The organism is Gammaproteobacteria bacterium, from assembly GCA_013817245.1.
In the GTDB taxonomy this organism is placed as follows: domain Bacteria; phylum Pseudomonadota; class Gammaproteobacteria; order HTCC5015; family HTCC5015; genus JACDDA01.
In genome coordinates this window covers 87686-105254 of sequence record JACDDA010000001.1, presented here as the reverse complement: position 1 = coordinate 105254, position 17569 = coordinate 87686, and the positions used below count along the sequence as shown (strand labels likewise).

The following is a 17569-nucleotide window of genomic DNA, read 5'->3' as shown; positions in this document are numbered from 1 at the left end:
TAGGTGATGAAAAAAAATTTGGTAATATTTGGTTCTGGTGAAATTGCGCAACTTGCGCACTTTTATTTTAGTTCTGATTCGCAATACCAAGTTGTTGCTTTTACTGTTGATGCCGCGTATTTAACGGAACCAATTTTCTGTGACCTTCCAGTAATTCCTTTTGAAGAGGTCGTCACTCGCTTTTCTCCTGACCAATATGAAGTTTTTGTAGCGCTCAGTTACTCTAAATTAAACTCTGTGAGAAAAGAAAAATATTTAGCCGTGAAGGCACTGGGATATCGTTCGGCCAGCTATATTAGTTCTCGTGCCACTATTTTGGATGCCAATTGCATTGGAGAGAACTGTTTTATTTTTGAAGATAACACGATACAACCATTTGTTACTATAGGTAATAACGTTACGCTATGGAGTGGTAATCATATAGGTCATCACTCTACTATAAAAGATCACTGTTTTATTGCTTCACACGTAGTTGTTTCTGGTGGTGTGGAGATTGGAGAACAATGCTTTATTGGCGTAAATGCAACGTTACGTGATCACATCACGATCGGTGATCGATGTGTAATTGGTGCAGGCGCATTGTTATTAGCTGATGCCGAACCAGATGGGCTTTACATCGGGACAGCAAGTAACCGTTCACTTATGCCGAGCACGAAGCTAAAAAAAATATGAAAAGACGGTGGCAAAAAATCGGCTTACTTTATTGTCCTTTTGGTGCTAATAGACATCCTAAGCTTTTATCACATGCTGCAAATCCTTTAGCAGTTTTTATTGAAAAAGACGTTTATCGTATTTTTTTTAGCGGTAGAGATGCTGACAACAGATCTTCAGTCGGTGCTGTTGATATTGATATTGTGAGTCGAAAAGTTATTCAGGAGCACAGGAATCCATTTTTTGAGCATGGATCAGAAGGAAGCTTCTATCGCGATGGGATAAGCATTGGCAATTGTTATGAAGCGAACGGCGTACAGTATATGCTTTTTATGGGATGGCAAAATCCTAAAGATGGACATTGGCGGGGCGATATAGGCCGACTTATTGTGCACTCTGATCTCAGCTTAGAGCTAGATTCCGAATATCCTTTCATGACTTCTGACAATGTTGATCCTATAAGCCTTTCTTATCCATGGGTGAAAAAGCAAGACGAGAAAAGCTACAGTATGTGGTACGGCTCAACGATAACGTGGGATGCAGGCAATGGAGAAATGTTACATGTTATCCAATATGCTTCCTCTGTGGACGGACATACTTGGAATCGTGAAGGCTTAGCTGTTCCTTATGAGCTGGGAAGAGCGCAAGCATTTTCAAGACCTACGGTGCTGGGAAATATAGAAATAGGCTATGAAATGTGGTTTTCTTACCGTAGTGGTATAGGAGCAAAATATCGCATTGGATACGCGGTTTGTAAGGATGGAGAAAAATGGAATTTGGCATTGGATGCGGTAGGCATTGATGTTTCCGCTGATGGATGGGACTCTGAAATGATTGAATATCCTTTTGTGTTTGATCATAAAGGCGAACGATACATGCTCTATAACGGAAATGGGTATGGTAAAACGGGATTTGGTTTGGCTCTGTTAGTATATGGATGATATATTTATTTTTGCTAAAAAACAAAACTCCGTTAAACAATTATTTCACTATGGTCTGGTGGGAATAGTAAGCAACTTTGCGGGCTATATAATTTATTTGTTAATAACTTATTTTGGGGCTTCGCCGAAGATAACTATGACTATTTTGTATATAGTGGGCGCTGGCATGGGTTTTGTTGGAAATCGTAAATTAACATTTAAATATACAGGTGATTTGTTAGAAACAGGATTTCGCTACTCTGTTGTACACTGCTTTGGATATCTTATTAATCTTGCAATGCTTATCATAATGGTTGATAAACTTGGATATGCTCATCAATGGGTTCAGGCAATTGCAATTTTTGTTGTAGCTATTTTGCTTTTTCTTGGCTTTAAGTTTTTTGTTTTTCCTGACTTAAATATTTTAAATAAGGAAAGGAAATGAAGCGTTGTCTCGCTTGTAATGAGCATTACGCCATGCCCATGGTTGCTTGTCCAAGTTGCAAATTTAAGCCGATTCTTATGAATGGTTTTCATGCTTATGCTCCTGATTCGGCCCATGCCGGAGGTGGATTTAAATCAAGTTATTTTTCAGAATTGGCCCGGTTAGAAGAAGCTAATTTTTGGTTTCAAGCTAGAAATAGATTAATTCTTTGGGGGCTCGAAAAGTATTGCAAAAATTTCAAATCTTTTCTTGAAATTGGATGTGGTACTGGATATGTTTTATCTGGAATATCCAAACAATTTCCCCACTCAACAATCTCAGGAAGCGAAATTTTTATAGATGGCCTTGCGTTTGCAGCGGCGAGATTACCATCTGTCAATTTTATGCAGATGGATGCAAGAAATATTCCTTTTGAAGAAGAATTTGATGTTATTGGAGCTTTCGATGTTCTGGAGCACATTGAAGAGGATGAACGCACTTTAGCGCAAGTGCATACGGCATTGCGGCCTGAAGGTTATATGTTGCTGACGGTACCGCAACATGCATGGCTGTGGAGCCCTGTCGACGAATATGCGTGCCATGTGCGGCGTTATTCTGCGTTAGATATACACGCTAAAATAACGGCAGCAGGATTCCATATTATAAGAAGCACATCATTCGTAACTTCCTTGCTACCTGCCATGTTGGTTTCTAGAATTGTGCAGAAAAGGGCGTCTAAAGAAAAGTTTGACGCAACTTCTGAATTAAAAATTTCTCATTGGTTAAATTCATTATTTTTTAGAATGCTGAGCTTGGAATTGGCATTAATCAAAAAAGGATTTAATTTTCCGATAGGTGGCTCTAGATTGGTCGTTGCAAAGAAAATTTAACTGTTTTTTCTTTAAAGTCAAACATGTTATGTTTTTTGCTGGTTATTTTTTAAGACCTGTAGTGGTCTAATAAATTCAGTGCTACTGATAGGGTAAAATTGCCTCAATCATTGAGGCATGCAAATCTCATGAGTTGAAGGCATTTTATTGAAGAATTTAATTTGGAATGCGCGCATTTCAAAGTCATAGCAAAGCATTTTTTAAAGGTCAATATATTTTATGAAAAACACGGATGGAAGATTTTTCTGGGTTGATTGCCTGCGTGTTGGAGCCATATTCGGCGTAATAGTTATACATATAGTCTGTCAATGTTTGTATGTGTACACCGAAAACATGAGGAATATTTGGTGGTCGGGGCACTTAATGAATTCATTTGCTCAGGTTTCAGTGCCTATTTTTTTTATGGTTAGTGGGTATTTGGCGTTACTTGATCATGAGTCTGATGTGTTTTCTGATATTCCGAGGAAGCTAAAAAAAATCATTGTGCCTTTAATAGGCTGGTCTTTGATGTACATAGTATTTTCAGGATATCTAGGCAATGAAAAACCGCTGTCGATCATCGGTTTTTTTAGTATAGCTTGGACTCCTAGCTATTTTCATTTGTGGTTTATCTATTTTTTGATTGGGTTGTATTTAGTGACACCCTTTCTTCGAGTGCTAGTCAGGTTTTCGGATGATAAGGTTGTTATCTATTTTTTGGTGTTATGGTTCTTATTTTCGTCGATTGGAATGCTGGTTAAGCACTATTTTAATGTAAGTGTAATGGGTGTCCCTGGAATGGTCATTGGCTATGTTGGTTATTATATGCTTGGCCACTTGCTCGGCTCAAAAAAAATTGAACTCCGTAACCCACAAGCAGTTTTTTTATTGGTGGTAGGTTATTTGATAACGGTGATTGGAACAGCGGTGGAGAGTATGCCTTCTAGACAATTGGTGCCGGCATATTACGATAACTTTTCCCCCGGCATTGTTTTTATGGCTATTGGCATGTTTGTTTTGGCCATACTTATAAAAAATGTAGAAAATAAAAAAATAACTCGTTTTGTAAATTCCGCAGCACAGTGTAGTTTTGGAATTTATTTTATTCATTTGTTTTTAGTTATGATTGTTGATGGGTATACAGCGGGCATGGAACATTCTTTTAGTGGGCATTTTGCCGTTTTTGTTTTTTTATGTCGCGCGGTCGGAGTTTTTCTGCTTTCTTGGTTTTTTATTTATATCTTAAGATTGTCATATTTGAAGAGTTTGTTGGCTCCCTGATTAAGTATTAAGTGGCCCGTATTATTTAAATGTAATGCGGGCTCGTTTGATGTTTTCCGGTTATTTGGCGACTGTTGCCATGTCGGTTTTCTGTCATATGGTAGGCTTGGTTGTATGTAAAAATGCAGCCTGTTACCGATTGCTGAATGGCTGAAGCCGCATAACTTTGCGGCGCGGATGAGTGACAAAGGTAACTGTTGGGGCTATGCTGGCGTAGAAGTTTTTTTGGGTTGCTTAAGCGCAAATGTATCCATCGAAAAGTATATAAAACCCGTGCGAAGGCAAAGTGCGATATATATAATTATAATGAGCTATTTTATAATTCCACTACGCGGCATAGTAACTACACTGACTTATCACCGATGGAATTTGAAAAGGATTATTTTTTGAAACAGCAGAGTGCCTAGAGATTCAGGAGCGATCCAGAGTAAAATAACGCTTTCCCATTTGAAGCAATTTGGCTTATGTTAGCAAATCCTTCTTCGAATATGTCTTATCGCCTTTATAGTCTAGGAGTATTTACGTTAGCTCCTTTTTCCATGGCTTCTTGGCTTCTCAGATCAAAAGATAGGGCAACGTGAGGCAATTTAGCAATTAAAAGAAACGGCACCTATTACGGGCTTCCGAACACTATTTTGAATATCTAAAAATATATTGTGTAAAACATTTTCAAGCAAGTTAAAAGATCTACGTCCTGTTTCTACTATTTGTTCGGAGATGCATAATGTGAATTACAGGCAATGTGATTTTGACCAAAATGCATTAATACTTTTTAAATTATTTTGTTATTTAATAATGTTTGTTTGGACATAGAATGTTTGTTTGGACATAGCTTGTGTGAGCGTGGATTTAATTCACATCGATTTTTTTGCAATAATTAATTTCTAGGAAAGCACGTGCTGTTTAATTCATACATATTCATATTCTGTTATTTACCAATTGTATTAGTTGGATACTTTGGTTCAGCTCGTTACTGGGGACAAACGGCAGCTCTTTTATGGTTAGTAGCTATGTCGCTGATATTTTATGCTTGGTGGAATCCAATATATAGTCTTTTGATCATTGGCTCCATGAGCATTAATTACAAATTGAGCCAGATACTCCATAAGTCTTATATAAAGAAGATTTATCTTATCATTGGTATCACGCTCAATTTAGCATTGATAGGTTATTTTAAATATACGAATTTCATGATTGAGCAATTCAACCAAGTATATGGCACTGATTTTTTTATCAAAGATATAATGTTGCCATTGGCAATATCTTTTTTTACATTTCAGCAGATAGCTTATCTTGTAGATGCGTATCATGGCCAAACTAAAGAATATAATTTTTTGCACTATTGCTTGTTTGTTTTATTTTTCCCCCAGTTAATTGCTGGACCGATTGTTCATCATAAAGAATTATTGCCGCAATTTTTTAATAGTGCTGTATACAAATGGAGTTCAGAGCATTTTTCGATTGGGTTGACAATATTTGTTATAGGGTTATTTAAAAAAGTAGTGCTGGCAGATGGGGTGTCTGTTTATGCTACCCCTATATTTGAAGCCGCAGAAAGCGGAGTTGTTTTAACACTATATGAGGCATGGGCGGGTGCTTTAGCTTATACGTTACAACTTTATTTTGATTTTTCTGGGTATTCAGATATGGCCGTTGGATTGGCTCGAATGTTTGGTGTTTTGTTGCCTATTAATTTTCTATCGCCTTACAAAGCTAGCAGTATTATAGATTTTTGGCATCGCTGGCATATTACTTTATCTAGATATCTGCGCGACTACTTGTATTTTCCTCTTGGCGGTAATCGTCGCGGGGTGGTGAGACGTTATTTTAATTTATTTATAACAATGTTATTAGGAGGGTTGTGGCACGGAGCCGGGTTAACCTTTTTAATCTGGGGTATGCTTCACGGTTTTTATTTAATCATAAACCATTTATGGCGCTCTTTGAAACAGACGTTCAATGTTACCCTTCATTTAAGTTGGTTGAGTGGCGCTCTGACTTTTCTCTGTGTGGTTATTGGATGGGTTTTCTTTAGAGCAGAGTCATGGAGTGTTGCGCTTTCAATATTAAAATCTATGATTGGCATGAATGGTATAGTGTTATCGAATAAGATTATAACCGCTAGCCATATTCCGCTTCATGTTTTTAATGCAATGGGCGTGCAGGCAGGAGATTTTTTCGCCAATGAAATAATTTCCGGAAAACTTGCGGCGAAATGGATTCTTGTATTATTAGTATTAGTTTGGTGTTTCCCTAATGTATATGAATTCATGAGAAATCAAAAACCAGCTCTAGATTTTGAGGGAAAAGGAAGCCGTTTTGTTTGGCAGCCATCTTCCAAATATGCATATTTTATTATGATTTTATTTGTGTGGGCAATTTTTGGACTCTCCAAAGAGACTGAGTTTCTGTACTTTAATTTTTGATATATATGAGCCATAAAAAATATCTTATTTCATTTTTTTTGGGTGTGCTGATTTTATATTCAGTCAAGCACTTGATGTTTTATATCGTAGATCCTTTGCAGATATTTCATCCGCCGTGGGTGCGAGGTGAATATTTTATTCGCGACTTGCGAGTGCAGGCCGCAGGTATTATAAGGCATGCCGAATTTGATTCTATTATTATTGGTACAAGCCACGCTGCCAACTTTTATCCCAAAGATGCTGAAAAGTTATGGGGTGGGCGGTTTGTAAATTTAGCCGCCGATGCTTCTTTTTTGTCAGAGCGTGCTTTGATTTTGGATTTTTTATTTAAGCATAAAAAAATTAACAACGTTATTATTTCAATGGATGGTTATGCGAAAATAGATGAGTATTCTGCCAGTTATCCAGTAGGTAGTTATCGATATTTGTATAATGATTATGCGTTTGATGATATTAAGGTTTACGGCGGCAATAAATATTTGTCATACCTAACCTGTGATAGCAAGGTTTTCCCTTCTTTAAAAGAACATGATGTTTGTCTGCAATTAAAGCCCTTAGATACTTTGGCGGAGTGGGCAAGTGACAAAAGCCATAGCGAACGGTTTGGCGGCATAAATAATTGGTTTTCAGCTAAAAATAATTGGCAAATTCAAGAGGCCTTTAAAACTATTGTTGAGAATGCAGATCGCGTACAAACATCAGGTGTTCCACAAATAAATGAAACCGAGTTAGCTCGACAGGAGCTGGAGGATCAAGCTTGTTTTGATCAATATGTTATGCGATTTATTAAAGAACACCCTGGTGTACAGTTTTATTTGTACTATCCGCCGTATTCTCGTTTAAATTATGCTATGTGGGCTCAAACAAACCCGACTTACTATGCGCGTTATTTGGCTCAATTACGGTACGCTGTTAAAAAAACGAGCGGGCATAAGAACGTTTCTGTGTATGGTTTTGATGAGCTCGATTTTTTAGATGATATTGCAAATTATAAAGATACGATTCATTACCGTCCCCAGCTTAATGTAGCTATGCTCGAATGGATGCATGGCTATAAGCATAGATTAAATGATAGAAATATAGATGATTATATTAAGTATATTAACTATAAGGCCAAGGCTTATAATTTTATTTTTATTGGCAATGAGATAAAAACCTATTTAAATAGAACAAATGAAAAATAAAATATTTTATCGGTAAGTTGGTAGTGCGCTTAGATTTATAATGATGCAATTTTAATATGATGTTTGTTCGTGACAATATTGCATTGGTTCATATTTCAAAGTTCTGTGTCACGCGGGGACCATGCTAAATAAATTCTTTTAGCGGTGTTCATTATATTTTTTGGCTCGATAATTGTTGAGGTTATTTTTTAAAAAATTCATGGTGCATACTTAGTTTGGAGTTAATTAAAGAAGGAATATATTTTTCAATTGCTCCTAATCGGTAAGCGGCATACTTTAAAATATTTCGAATGACAGCCGCAAGTAGAAGCATTGAGCGGGCTCGTAATAAAAATCCACATTCTGAAATGATAAATTTTTTACCTTCTCCTTCTGATTTTCCGAAAGCATTCGTTATCCATTTTTCGCGGCTATGAAAAACGCCAATATCAAAATAACGTTTGAATTCCTGAATAAGACTGTAGTCGTGTGAATGTGTTGCTAAGGCGTCCGCGACATAAGCAATGCTGTGGCCATTGAGTAGTAGTTTTGCAGTTGCATACATGTCTTCGCCCAGAATCACGTCATTAGGAAATCCGCCAATGCTGTTTAGTGCTTGTTTGCGATACGCGGCAAAAGAATTGGACATGAAAGCATCTTTAATACTGCTTTTTTCTTTGGAGGTATACGTTTTTATATGTGAATGCGGTGGATAGTTAAACAAGCGATGGTGTGCTTCTATAGGACCTGCTTGAGGGCGTGGTAATTGTCTGCCGTAAGCGGCGGCGATTTTGGGATTTTCAAAGACTTTGAGCAAATTCTCTAATGAAAATTCATTTGTCAGATAAGCATCTTGGGTCATGTAGACCAGGATATCGCTATTAGTGTGTTCGATAGCACGATTCCGCGTGGCACCATGATTAAAATCTTTTTGGTCTATGACGACAATGTGAGTGGTAAATTGTTGAGCAAGCAATACAGTTTTGTCGGCAGAAGAAGAATCAATGATTACAATTTTGTCGGGCTGTATGGTTTGCTGCTGAATGCTAGAGAGTAATTGTGTGATACAGGATTCGCCGTTAAACGTGGGGACAATCAGGCTAAAAGTTGGAGCGGGCTTCATGGGATGCATTGGATCCGTAAGGTGAGTTTTTAAGTGCCGCTTTCTTAATAGGGCGGTGGTATTAAAACACAAACGAGTGGGTGAGGTTAAATAGGCGTTGAGCTCGCGTTAATTCAGCGGTGGCGGTGTCTACGAACAGGGCTGTGAATTGTTTATTGATTATTTGTATCGATCACGGTTTAACAACGCTTTGTCACTGATGTCCAAAGGGGTTTTGGATCATCGGGCAGTAGCTTTAAAAACCATATATCTTGCTGAATTTCAAAGCCTTTTTTACAACAAGGCTACTATTTACAAGGTGATTTGTTACTATAAGCGCCTTGTCGCCCCCCTGCTGTAAAGGCGCGGTAACCCAATTAGCTGGAGTCGTTTTTGAGTCTGCGCGATCATTCTGCGGTTTTGACTTATGGCATGCGTGTCCTGGACCCGCTGATGCTGGTTTTGGCTGCGTGGCTGGCCTATACGCTGTATTTGGGTGATTCAGGTTTCGAATTCGCAAGCTATCGCCCCGCGGTTTTGCTGGTGGTCTTATTGGCAGTCATTATTTTCCCACCGGCCGGGATGTATCGGACGTGGCGTGGCAGCCAAATGTTGGCTGAGCTGCGTATAGTTACTTGTGCCTGGGGCGCGGTTTTATTGGGGGCGATGGTCTTGGCGGTGGTGACTAAAACTAACGCCGAATATTCTCGTGTCTGGTTTGGTCTTTGGGGCATTACGGCTTGGTTTAGTTTGATATTTTATCGTTTGGGTTTGCGTTTATTGTTATTTATGGCGCGCGGTTTAGGCTGGTATCAGCGCCGGATTGTGGTTATCGGCTCGGGTGAAAGTGTGCAGGTGGTGATCGACAATTTAATGCAAGCGCCATGGGCAGGTTACCGTATTGAAGCGGTGTTTGGCGGCGATGATTTATTAGAATCGATTGCACATTGGCAAATTAATCAAATTGGTGGTTACGAAGGCGTGCCCGCTTTTTTAGAACAGCACAGTGTTGATGTGGATCAAGTATGGATTGCATTATCGCTCAGTGAAGAAGAACGTTTGAAAAAAGTGCTGCATGATTTACGTCATTGCACCGCCGACATTCGTTATGTGCCGGATATTTTTGGTTTTAAATTATTGAATCATTCAGTCAGTGAAGTTGCTGGCATGCCGGTGTTGAATTTGTCAGTAACACCGATGGATGGTGTGAATCGATTGGTTAAAGCAATAGAAGATCGTCTCTTAGCGGCGACGATATTATTAATTATTGCGCCTTTGATGATGGCTTTAGCCCTCCTAGTAAAATGCAGTTCTCCTGGCCCCATTTTTTATCGTCAAGAACGTATGGGTTGGAATGGTAAAACTTTTTATATGTTGAAATTTCGCTCTATGCCGATTGATGCCGAACAAAACAGTGGTGCTGTCTGGGCAAAATCCGGGGATCAACGTGCAACACCGTTAGGTCATTTTTTGCGTCGTACGAGTTTGGATGAATTACCACAATTTATTAATGTGTTGAAAGGCGATATGTCAATTGTGGGTCCACGTCCAGAGCGCCCCATTTTTGTTGATCAATTTAAAGAAGAAATTCCTGACTATATGAAAAAACATTTAGTCAAAGCGGGCATTACTGGCTGGGCGCAAATTAATGGTTGGCGCGGCAATACCGACTTACAAAAACGCATCGAATGTGATTTGTATTACATTGAGAATTGGTCGCTGTGGTTTGATATTAAAATCATTGTTATGACCATCTTCCGAGGTTTCGTCCATAAAAACGCCTATTAAATTCTCAGGTGTTTCCATGATCTTTTTTCTGTAACGATTAGATAAATTATGACACGTAAAGTTTATATTAAAACCTATGGTTGCCAAATGAACGAGTATGATTCAGCGAAAATGCTGGATGTGCTCAATCATTCGCATCAAATGGAAGTTACGCAAGATCCAGCGGAAGCCGATGTGTTATTGATGAACACTTGCTCCATTCGCGAAAAAGCCCAAGAAAAAGTATTTTCAGATTTGGGGCGTTGGCGCGAACTCAAAGAAAAAAATCCTAATATCGTAATCGGTGTAGGCGGTTGTGTTGCAAGTCAAGAAGGTGCGTCATTGCGTCATCGTGCGCCGTATGTTGACATGGTATTTGGCCCGCAAACTTTGCATCGCTTGCCGCAAATGTATGATTCAATAAAATTAAAAAATATTCCGGTGGTAGATGTCTCATTTCCCGAAATAGAAAAATTTGATTATTTGCCAGCGCCGCGCGTCGAAGGGCCTAGTGCTTTTGTATCTATCATGGAAGGTTGCAGTAAGTACTGTACGTTTTGTGTAGTGCCTTACACCCGCGGCGAAGAAGTCAGTCGACCTTTAGACGACGTAATTGCGGAAATTGCGCAACTAACTGAACACGGTGTGCGCGAAGTAAATTTATTAGGTCAAAATGCAAATGGTTATCGTGGACGTATGCATGATAATGAAATATGCAGCTTCGCTTTATTATTGCATTATGTTGCAGCTATTCCGGGCATTGCACGGATTCGTTATACAACCTCGCATCCGATTGAATTCACCGATGATTTAATTCAAGCCTATGCGGAAATTCCGCAACTAGTAAATCATGTGCATCTACCAGTACAAAGTGGCTCTGATCGTATTTTAATGGCCATGAAACGGGGCCATACCGCATTAGAATATAAAGCCACCATCCGTAAATTACGTAAGATTCGCCCTGGTATTAGTTTGTCTTCCGATTTTATTATCGGTTTTCCGGGTGAAACGGAAATGGATTTTATGGCAACCATGAAATTAATTGAAGATTTAAATTACGATTTTTCTTACAGCTTTATATATAGTGCGCGTCCGGGTACGCCAGCTGCCAACTTGCCGGATGATGTGCCGTTCGAAGAAAAACGCGAACGCTTAGCGCGCCTGCAAGCGTTAATCACCGCACAAACCAACGCGATTAGTAATGCCATGATTGGGACAGTAGAAACTATTTTAGTAGAGCGACCATCGCGTAAAGATGCGACAGAGTTTGCGGGTCGCACGGAAAATAATCGCGTCGTTAATTTCGCCGGCGATAGCAGTATGATCGGACAGTTTGTGGACGTGGAAATCACTCGCGCCTTAACAAACTCGCTGCGCGGTCGTTATGTGGGATTGGCGCAAGCACCTACCACCAGTGTTATTCAGCAGCGCGTAAGCGCATAATTTTTAATTGGTAACGGATATAAAAAGCACTTGAACGCTAAATTAGATTCTTTAGATCTTATTCTTAAACCCGAAGACAATGTTCGTTTGGCAAATCTTTGTGGTCAATTTGATCAGCATTTGCGACAAATTGAACAACGGATGGGTATTCAAATTAATAATAAAGGTCACCGATTTAAATTAACGGGACCCACAGTAGACATTGGTTCTGCCCGTGAATTATTAAAAACACTCTACCGCATCAGTGAAGACGAAACGATTACGCCAGCGAATATTCATTTGCATTTGCATAATACGGGACAAGCATCATCAATGCCTAATGCCAGCGGTGACAGTGTTGCCATTCGATCGCGACGCGGTTCCATTGAAGTACGTGGCGAGCATCAATTGGAATATGTGCGCGCTATTCAAACTAGCGATTTAACATTTGGAATTGGTCCTGCTGGCACCGGCAAAACATATTTAGCGGTCGCATGTGGCGTGGAAGCTTTAGAACAAGAACGAGTGCGTCGTTTAGTATTAGTACGTCCTGCGGTTGAGGCAGGTGAACACTTGGGTTTTTTGCCAGGCGATTTAGCGCAAAAAATTGATCCTTATTTGCGGCCTATGTACGACGCGTTATATGAAATGTTAGGGTTTGAACGTGTTGCGCGTTTGGTAGAAAAAAATGTTATCGAAATTGCACCGCTGGCGTATATGCGCGGCCGTACGTTAAATGATGCTTTTATTATTTTGGATGAAGCGCAAAATACGACGGTCGAACAAATGAAAATGTTTTTAACGCGGATTGGTTTTGGCTCCACTGCCGTTGTAACCGGTGATATTACTCAAATTGATTTACCTATTTCGCGAATGTCGGGTTTAAAACAAGCGATTGAAATTTTGCGCGATGAAAAACAAGTTAGTTTTGTATTTTTTAATAGCAAAGATGTAGTGCGACATCCCTTAGTTCAGCGAATTGTGGATGCGTATGAACGTTTTGAAGAACAAAAAAAGCCGAATAAAAAATCTAAAAATGAATAAGGCATCATCAGTGTTACAGGTTGATGTCGAAATCGTCTCCATAGCCAAAGATATTCCAGATGCGACACTGTTAACCGCATGGGCGCAAGCAGCTTATCAAGACACCGTGATCGCGGATGTGGCCATTCGTATAGTGGATGAAATAGAAGCGGCAGCTATTAATGAGCAATATCGTCACAAAGCGTATGCGCCTAATGTTTTGTCTTTTCCTATGCAAATTCCATCCGACCTAGAGTTAGAATCGCGCCCTTTGGGCGATGTCGTTATTTGCGCGCCCGTGGTGCAGCGCGAAGCGCTGGAACAAAAAAAAGCACTAACCGCGCATTGGGCGCATATGGTGGTGCATGGTTTGTTGCATTTACAAGGTTATGATCATGAAGAAGCCACTGACGCTGACGAAATGGAAAATTTAGAATGTCAGGTCTTAGCGGCGTGCGGTTTTGCTAATCCCTACGTGGAAACGGAATAGCGCAGGCAAATTTATTTGCAATATGACAGGAATGTTTCACTGAATGATGCTTGCATGCGACGCAGTGACACGGCAAAATTAACCCACAAAAGTATGTATAAGAGTGTGCTGTAACCAGCATTTTGATACCCCTCATGAATGAAATACCCCCGAGTAATAACCTCGCAGCTCCTGTTATTGTTAAGCTAAAACCTCCCGCACGTAGCTGGTTAGTCCGGCTCGGCCAAGTGATGGGTGTTGAACCCCAAGATAAAGAAGAATTGCTCGATATTTTGCGCGCCGCCGCGCAACGCGAAGTATTGGATGGTTATACGCTGGCGATGTTGGAAGGCGTCTTCGAAGTCACTGACGAGCAAGTGCGCGATATCATGATTCCGCGCTCACAAATGACGGTGGTGGATCACGATGCTAATTTGCATGCACTATTGGGCATTGTCACTCCCTCAGGCCATTCCCGTTTCCCCGTGATTGGCGATAGCAAAGATGAAGTTGAAGGCATTTTGTTAGCTAAAGATTTATTGGCGTATGTTGGTCGTGAAAGTGAATTTGAATTGCGTGACGTAATGCGTCCGGCGATTTTTGTGCCGGAAAGTAAACGCTTAATCAGTTTGTTAAAAGAATTTCGCAGTAGTCGTAATCATATGGCCATTGTGATTGATGAGTATGGTGGTGTATCGGGTTTGATTACCATTGAAGACGTCATCGAAACCATTGTGGGTGATATTGATGATGAGCATGATACTGAAGAAGATTTAAATATTCGTAAACTGGCGGAACATCGTTACGTTGTGAACGCCTTAACTGAGCTTTATGAATTTAATGAATTCTTCAAAACAGAATTTGATGAAGATGAATGGGACACCATTGGCGGTTGGGTCACGAATTTATTTGGCCATTTGCCAAAACGTGGTGAATATATTGATAACGCCGCGATGCGATTTAAAGTTTTAAGCGCAGATTCACGGCGTTTGCATAGACTGGAAGTCCGTTTGTTGTCGTCAGCAAACGTGAATCCTGAATAAAATTAAAAATAGTTAACTACTTTTTGTTGGGTTCTTATCTGTGTTGAAATTTTTGAAAATAATTATTTTTTCGCTGTTATCGGTGCGGCGCTTGTGCCTAATTTTTTTAGGCGCGCTTATGCCATTATGTTTTGCGCCTTTTGGTGCATGGTGGTTAGCACCGTTGCTGTTAGCTGCGTGGTGGTTATGGAGCATGGGCAATCTTCCGCGCACCGCGGCGGCTGATGGATTTTGTTTTGGCCTCGGCATGTTTGGCGTAGGCATTAGTTGGGTTTACAACAGCTTGCATGATTTTGGTGATGCGCATCCATTCGTTGCCGGTTTTATCACGGTTGCGTTAATTTTAACCATGGCGGCTTATTTTGCTGCATTTTCTGCGCTCGCTGCGTACTTACGTAAACGTATTTACGATGCACGTTTATATTGGTTAGTGGCTATTCCAGTATTGTGGTTATTGACTGAATGGTTACGTAGTTATGTCTTAACGGGTTTCCCGTGGTTATTGATGGGTTATGGCCAAGCGGAATCACCGTTGGGTGCATTCTTGCCGGTGATTGGTGTGTTTGGTTGTGGTGCGTTAGTGGCTTTATGTGCAGCGAGCATTGCATTATGGGTTAGCACACCAAATTATTGGTCGGCTGCGTTGATTAGTTTAGGTGGTTTGTTACTCCTAACGTTTGCGTTACAAGATGTGCAATGGACGCAATTACAAAATAGCACTAAGCGAGTGGCGTTAGTGCAAGGTAATTTAGGACAAGAAATTAAATTAGGTGCTCAAGGTTTACCGATCAGTCAACAGCGTTACGCTGAGTTAAGTGCAACAGTCGGCGACGTAGATATATTATTATGGCCAGAAACCGCATTGCCTGCATTTCAGGAAACCGTTCAACCTTATTTGCAAACCATTCAAACGAATTTACATACCTTGCCGCGACACGGACATTTATTAACCGGCATCTTTTTTTATGAGCGCAGTACCGGTGTGTACTACAACAGTTTGTTAGTTGTTGATACGAAGCAGGCTTATCACAAACAACGTTTAGTGCCGTTTGGAGAATACATGCCGTTGCGCGGTTTATTAGCTTTTATGAATCGCTTTGTGCAAATTCCGATGTCAGATATTGATAATGGGCCCGCACAACAATCACCCTTGTTAGTAGGTGATGTCGATGTGGGTGTAACGATTTGTTATGAATCAGCTTACGATGAAGTTTACCGCGAACAATTACCTAAAGCGGATTTTCTGGTGAACGTGAGTAATGATGCATGGTTTGGTGATTCGTTAGCGCCTTATCAACATTTACAAATTGCACAAACTCGTGCGCGTGAAAGTGGTCGTTATTTATTGCGTGCTACTAACACGGGCATTACCGCGATGATTACGCCGCAAGGCGCAGTGACTTCACGCTTGGCATCTTTTCAAGCCGGCGTGTTAATTGTAGATGTGCCTTTATTAATGGGTGCCACGCCTTATGTGCGTTTAGGTCACTACTTGTTATTATTTTGCGTAATAGCCGCATTGGTGGGTGGTTTTTATTATCAGCGGTTTTGCGGGCGTGCGGCTAAGCAGTAGAATAGCGCAGCAGCATTCAGTCAAACTCGTCAATAAAAGTAGGTCAGTGCCTTGAACATCACTCCGATCATCGAAGTATTAGACACTACCCCTGCACTTTGGCCTTTAGCGCGAACGGCTGCGCCAGTTTCCCTTTCGGTATCATTAGCGTCTAGTTTGTTATCGCAAGATCAGCACGTTGTACCGTTGCGGCGTTTATTAGACGTCATCATGAGTATTGCACCGGATAGTCGACCGTTAGTGGTAGTGCGTGATACGTGGTTGGATCATGCGCGCGGCGCTTTACAAGGTGTGCCAGTGCGTTGGATTGCGGTGCCCGAAGCGACGGATGCATTAGCGGCTAAAGCCAGCGCGGCATTAGAAGCTGCTGTTTATGATACTGATTCCGTGTTGTGGTTTGTGCCCGGTGATTTGCAGATACAAAACCCCGCCGACTTTGAAATGATTATTAGTGAAGCTTTATTGCCCGCGCGCGATGGTTATGTCGGTGCCTTTGGTGAGTGTCCCGTGTTGCCGGTAAGCGGTAAAACCACGTGGTGGTTAGATACGCAAGGCATTTTGCGCGCGCGTGCAGGTCGTGGTAACGCAGAGGCAATTACTGCGCACGCTATTGATATGTGCATGTTAAATAGTAAAACCTGTTTACAACGTTTTAATACTCACGCTGCTTGGTTTGATGCGTGCAAACAGGTTTATGCGCAAGCAAAACGCAAAGACAATATTTTACGTTTAACGAAGTTGCCGGAGTTACCGGAAAAAAATCTGAGCCTATTAGATTTATTACTTGATACGGAAGGACACACCTGGTGGTTAGCGTTAAATCACAGTGCGGTGCGGTGTCAAAATTGGCAAGATGTGATTGATACTCGCGTGCCTGATAAACATAACAATTTAGTATTAGGCGATGTGGTCACGCAAGATTGTCAAAATTTAGTCGCGTTATCAGCGAATCGAAAATTAGCCTTATTAGGTGTGCGTAATCACATCGTAGTAGAAACAGCGGATTCTGTGTTAATCGCAGATCGTTCGCGCATTAAAGATATTAGTGAATTAGTAGCCCGTATGCAGCGTGCGCAGGGCAGCGAAACCCAGCGCGCGATCCATGAGTTCCATGCGTGGGGTGATACGGCAGTATTGGCGCGCGATGCAAATTTAATTGTACAACGTCATCGTTTAGCACCGGGCCAAACATGGGAGGCCCGGTGGCATCATCATCGTTATGTATCATGGTTGATTTTACACGGCACGGCGCGAATTCAATTGGCGGAAGGTTCGCAACTTTTAACCGAACATCAAAGTTTACAAATTCCGATGGGCAAAGAATATCGCTTGCATAATCCCGGCGCGATTACTTTAGAAATACTTGAAATACAAACAGGTCCTTATTTGGGCGAAGACGATATTCTTACTGATTCACCGCCAGCGGAGTTCTAATT

At 40.7% G+C, this 17569-nt stretch carries 16 protein-coding genes; 15 read left to right on the top strand and 1 reads right to left on the bottom strand.

What is annotated here, in order from left to right; all coding sequences use genetic code 11:
* Nucleotides 1-6: 6 nt before the first annotated feature.
* From H0W44_00550 to H0W44_00515, 8 genes are all read left to right on the top strand, one after another.
* The gene (locus tag H0W44_00550; GenBank protein ID MBA3580921.1) at nt 7-672 is read left to right on the top strand and encodes an acetyltransferase; all 666 of its coding nucleotides are present in this window, start codon (nt 7-9) and stop codon (nt 670-672) included.
* Nucleotides 669-1592 carry a hypothetical protein gene (locus H0W44_00545; GenBank protein MBA3580920.1) on the top strand — a complete coding sequence of 308 codons (924 nt, stop codon included), beginning with the start codon at nt 669-671 and terminating at the stop codon, nt 1590-1592. Before H0W44_00550 ends, H0W44_00545 begins: the two co-directional genes overlap by 4 nt.
* On the top strand, nt 1585-2016 hold the full coding sequence (locus H0W44_00540; protein ID MBA3580919.1) for a GtrA family protein: 432 nt from the start codon (nt 1585-1587) through the stop codon (nt 2014-2016). The genes H0W44_00545 and H0W44_00540 overlap by 8 nt, the downstream gene beginning before the upstream one ends.
* Entirely contained in the window at nt 2013-2885 is an 873-nt protein-coding gene (locus tag H0W44_00535) for a class I SAM-dependent methyltransferase (GenBank protein ID MBA3580918.1), read from the top strand. Before H0W44_00540 ends, H0W44_00535 begins: the two co-directional genes overlap by 4 nt.
* 219 nt (nt 2886-3104) lie before the next feature.
* Complete coding sequence (locus H0W44_00530; GenBank protein MBA3580917.1) at nt 3105-4145, top strand: acyltransferase family protein; 1041 nt, start codon at nt 3105-3107, stop codon at nt 4143-4145.
* Between the two features lie 230 nt (nt 4146-4375).
* Nucleotides 4376-4552 carry an IS3 family transposase gene (locus H0W44_00525; GenBank protein MBA3580916.1) on the top strand — a complete coding sequence of 59 codons (177 nt, stop codon included), beginning with the start codon at nt 4376-4378 and terminating at the stop codon, nt 4550-4552.
* Between the two features lie 489 nt (nt 4553-5041).
* A complete protein-coding gene (locus H0W44_00520) occupies nt 5042-6571 on the top strand; it encodes an MBOAT family protein (protein MBA3580915.1) in 1530 nt (509 codons plus the stop codon).
* A 5-nt stretch (nt 6572-6576) separates the two neighbouring features.
* Entirely contained in the window at nt 6577-7755 is a 1179-nt protein-coding gene (locus tag H0W44_00515; GenBank protein ID MBA3580914.1) for a hypothetical protein, read from the top strand.
* A gap of 181 nt (nt 7756-7936) precedes the next feature.
* Here the strand turns inward: H0W44_00515 and H0W44_00510 are convergent, their stop codons facing one another.
* A complete protein-coding gene (locus H0W44_00510; GenBank protein MBA3580913.1) occupies nt 7937-8857 on the bottom strand; it encodes a glycosyltransferase family 2 protein in 921 nt (306 codons plus the stop codon).
* Nucleotides 8858-9268: 411 nt separating this feature from the next.
* Between H0W44_00510 and H0W44_00505 the strand changes: the two genes are divergently transcribed.
* The 7 genes from H0W44_00505 to H0W44_00475 all read left to right on the top strand — a co-directional run bounded on the left by H0W44_00505 (nt 9269) and on the right by H0W44_00475 (nt 17567).
* A complete protein-coding gene (locus H0W44_00505) occupies nt 9269-10624 on the top strand; it encodes an undecaprenyl-phosphate glucose phosphotransferase (protein MBA3580912.1) in 1356 nt (451 codons plus the stop codon).
* Nucleotides 10625-10672: 48 nt separating this feature from the next.
* Nucleotides 10673-12046, top strand: a complete 1374-nt coding sequence (gene miaB, locus H0W44_00500; GenBank protein ID MBA3580911.1) for a tRNA (N6-isopentenyl adenosine(37)-C2)-methylthiotransferase MiaB — start codon at nt 10673-10675, stop codon at nt 12044-12046.
* A 30-nt stretch (nt 12047-12076) separates the two neighbouring features.
* Nucleotides 12077-13069, top strand: coding sequence for a PhoH family protein (locus tag H0W44_00495; GenBank protein MBA3580910.1), 993 nt, complete (start codon nt 12077-12079; stop codon nt 13067-13069).
* Nucleotides 13062-13538, top strand: a complete 477-nt coding sequence (gene ybeY / locus H0W44_00490; GenBank protein ID MBA3580909.1) for an rRNA maturation RNase YbeY — start codon at nt 13062-13064, stop codon at nt 13536-13538. The genes H0W44_00495 and ybeY overlap by 8 nt, the downstream gene beginning before the upstream one ends.
* Nucleotides 13539-13672: 134 nt before the next feature.
* The gene (locus tag H0W44_00485; GenBank protein ID MBA3580908.1) at nt 13673-14560 is read left to right on the top strand and encodes a CBS domain-containing protein; all 888 of its coding nucleotides are present in this window, start codon (nt 13673-13675) and stop codon (nt 14558-14560) included.
* Between the two features lie 118 nt (nt 14561-14678).
* A complete protein-coding gene (gene lnt, locus H0W44_00480; protein MBA3580907.1) occupies nt 14679-16133 on the top strand; it encodes an apolipoprotein N-acyltransferase in 1455 nt (484 codons plus the stop codon).
* A 51-nt stretch (nt 16134-16184) separates the two neighbouring features.
* Nucleotides 16185-17567: a hypothetical protein gene (locus tag H0W44_00475; protein MBA3580906.1), complete on the top strand. Its 1383-nt coding sequence runs from the start codon at nt 16185-16187 to the stop codon at nt 17565-17567.
* The last annotated feature ends 2 nt before the right edge of the window (nt 17568-17569 follow it).

Excerpts from the sequence above, each read along its gene's own strand:
- lnt (MBA3580907.1), top strand. The coding sequence starts at position 14,679 with ATGCCATTATGTTTTGCGCCTTTTGGTGCATGGTGGTTAGCACCGTTG.
- miaB (MBA3580911.1), top strand. The coding sequence starts at position 10,673 with ATGACACGTAAAGTTTATATTAAAACCTATGGTTGCCAAATGAACGAG.
- H0W44_00535 (MBA3580918.1), top strand. The coding sequence starts at position 2,013 with ATGAAGCGTTGTCTCGCTTGTAATGAGCATTACGCCATGCCCATGGTT.
- H0W44_00485 (MBA3580908.1), top strand. The coding sequence starts at position 13,673 with ATGAATGAAATACCCCCGAGTAATAACCTCGCAGCTCCTGTTATTGTT.
- H0W44_00510 (MBA3580913.1), bottom strand. The coding sequence starts at position 8,857 with ATGAAGCCCGCTCCAACTTTTAGCCTGATTGTCCCCACGTTTAACGGC.
- H0W44_00545 (MBA3580920.1), top strand. The coding sequence starts at position 669 with ATGAAAAGACGGTGGCAAAAAATCGGCTTACTTTATTGTCCTTTTGGT.
- H0W44_00505 (MBA3580912.1), top strand. The coding sequence starts at position 9,269 with ATGCGTGTCCTGGACCCGCTGATGCTGGTTTTGGCTGCGTGGCTGGCC.
- H0W44_00540 (MBA3580919.1), top strand. The coding sequence starts at position 1,585 with ATGGATGATATATTTATTTTTGCTAAAAAACAAAACTCCGTTAAACAA.
- H0W44_00530 (MBA3580917.1), top strand. The coding sequence starts at position 3,105 with ATGAAAAACACGGATGGAAGATTTTTCTGGGTTGATTGCCTGCGTGTT.
- H0W44_00515 (MBA3580914.1), top strand. The coding sequence starts at position 6,577 with ATGAGCCATAAAAAATATCTTATTTCATTTTTTTTGGGTGTGCTGATT.
- ybeY (MBA3580909.1), top strand. The coding sequence starts at position 13,062 with ATGAATAAGGCATCATCAGTGTTACAGGTTGATGTCGAAATCGTCTCC.
- H0W44_00550 (MBA3580921.1), top strand. The coding sequence starts at position 7 with ATGAAAAAAAATTTGGTAATATTTGGTTCTGGTGAAATTGCGCAACTT.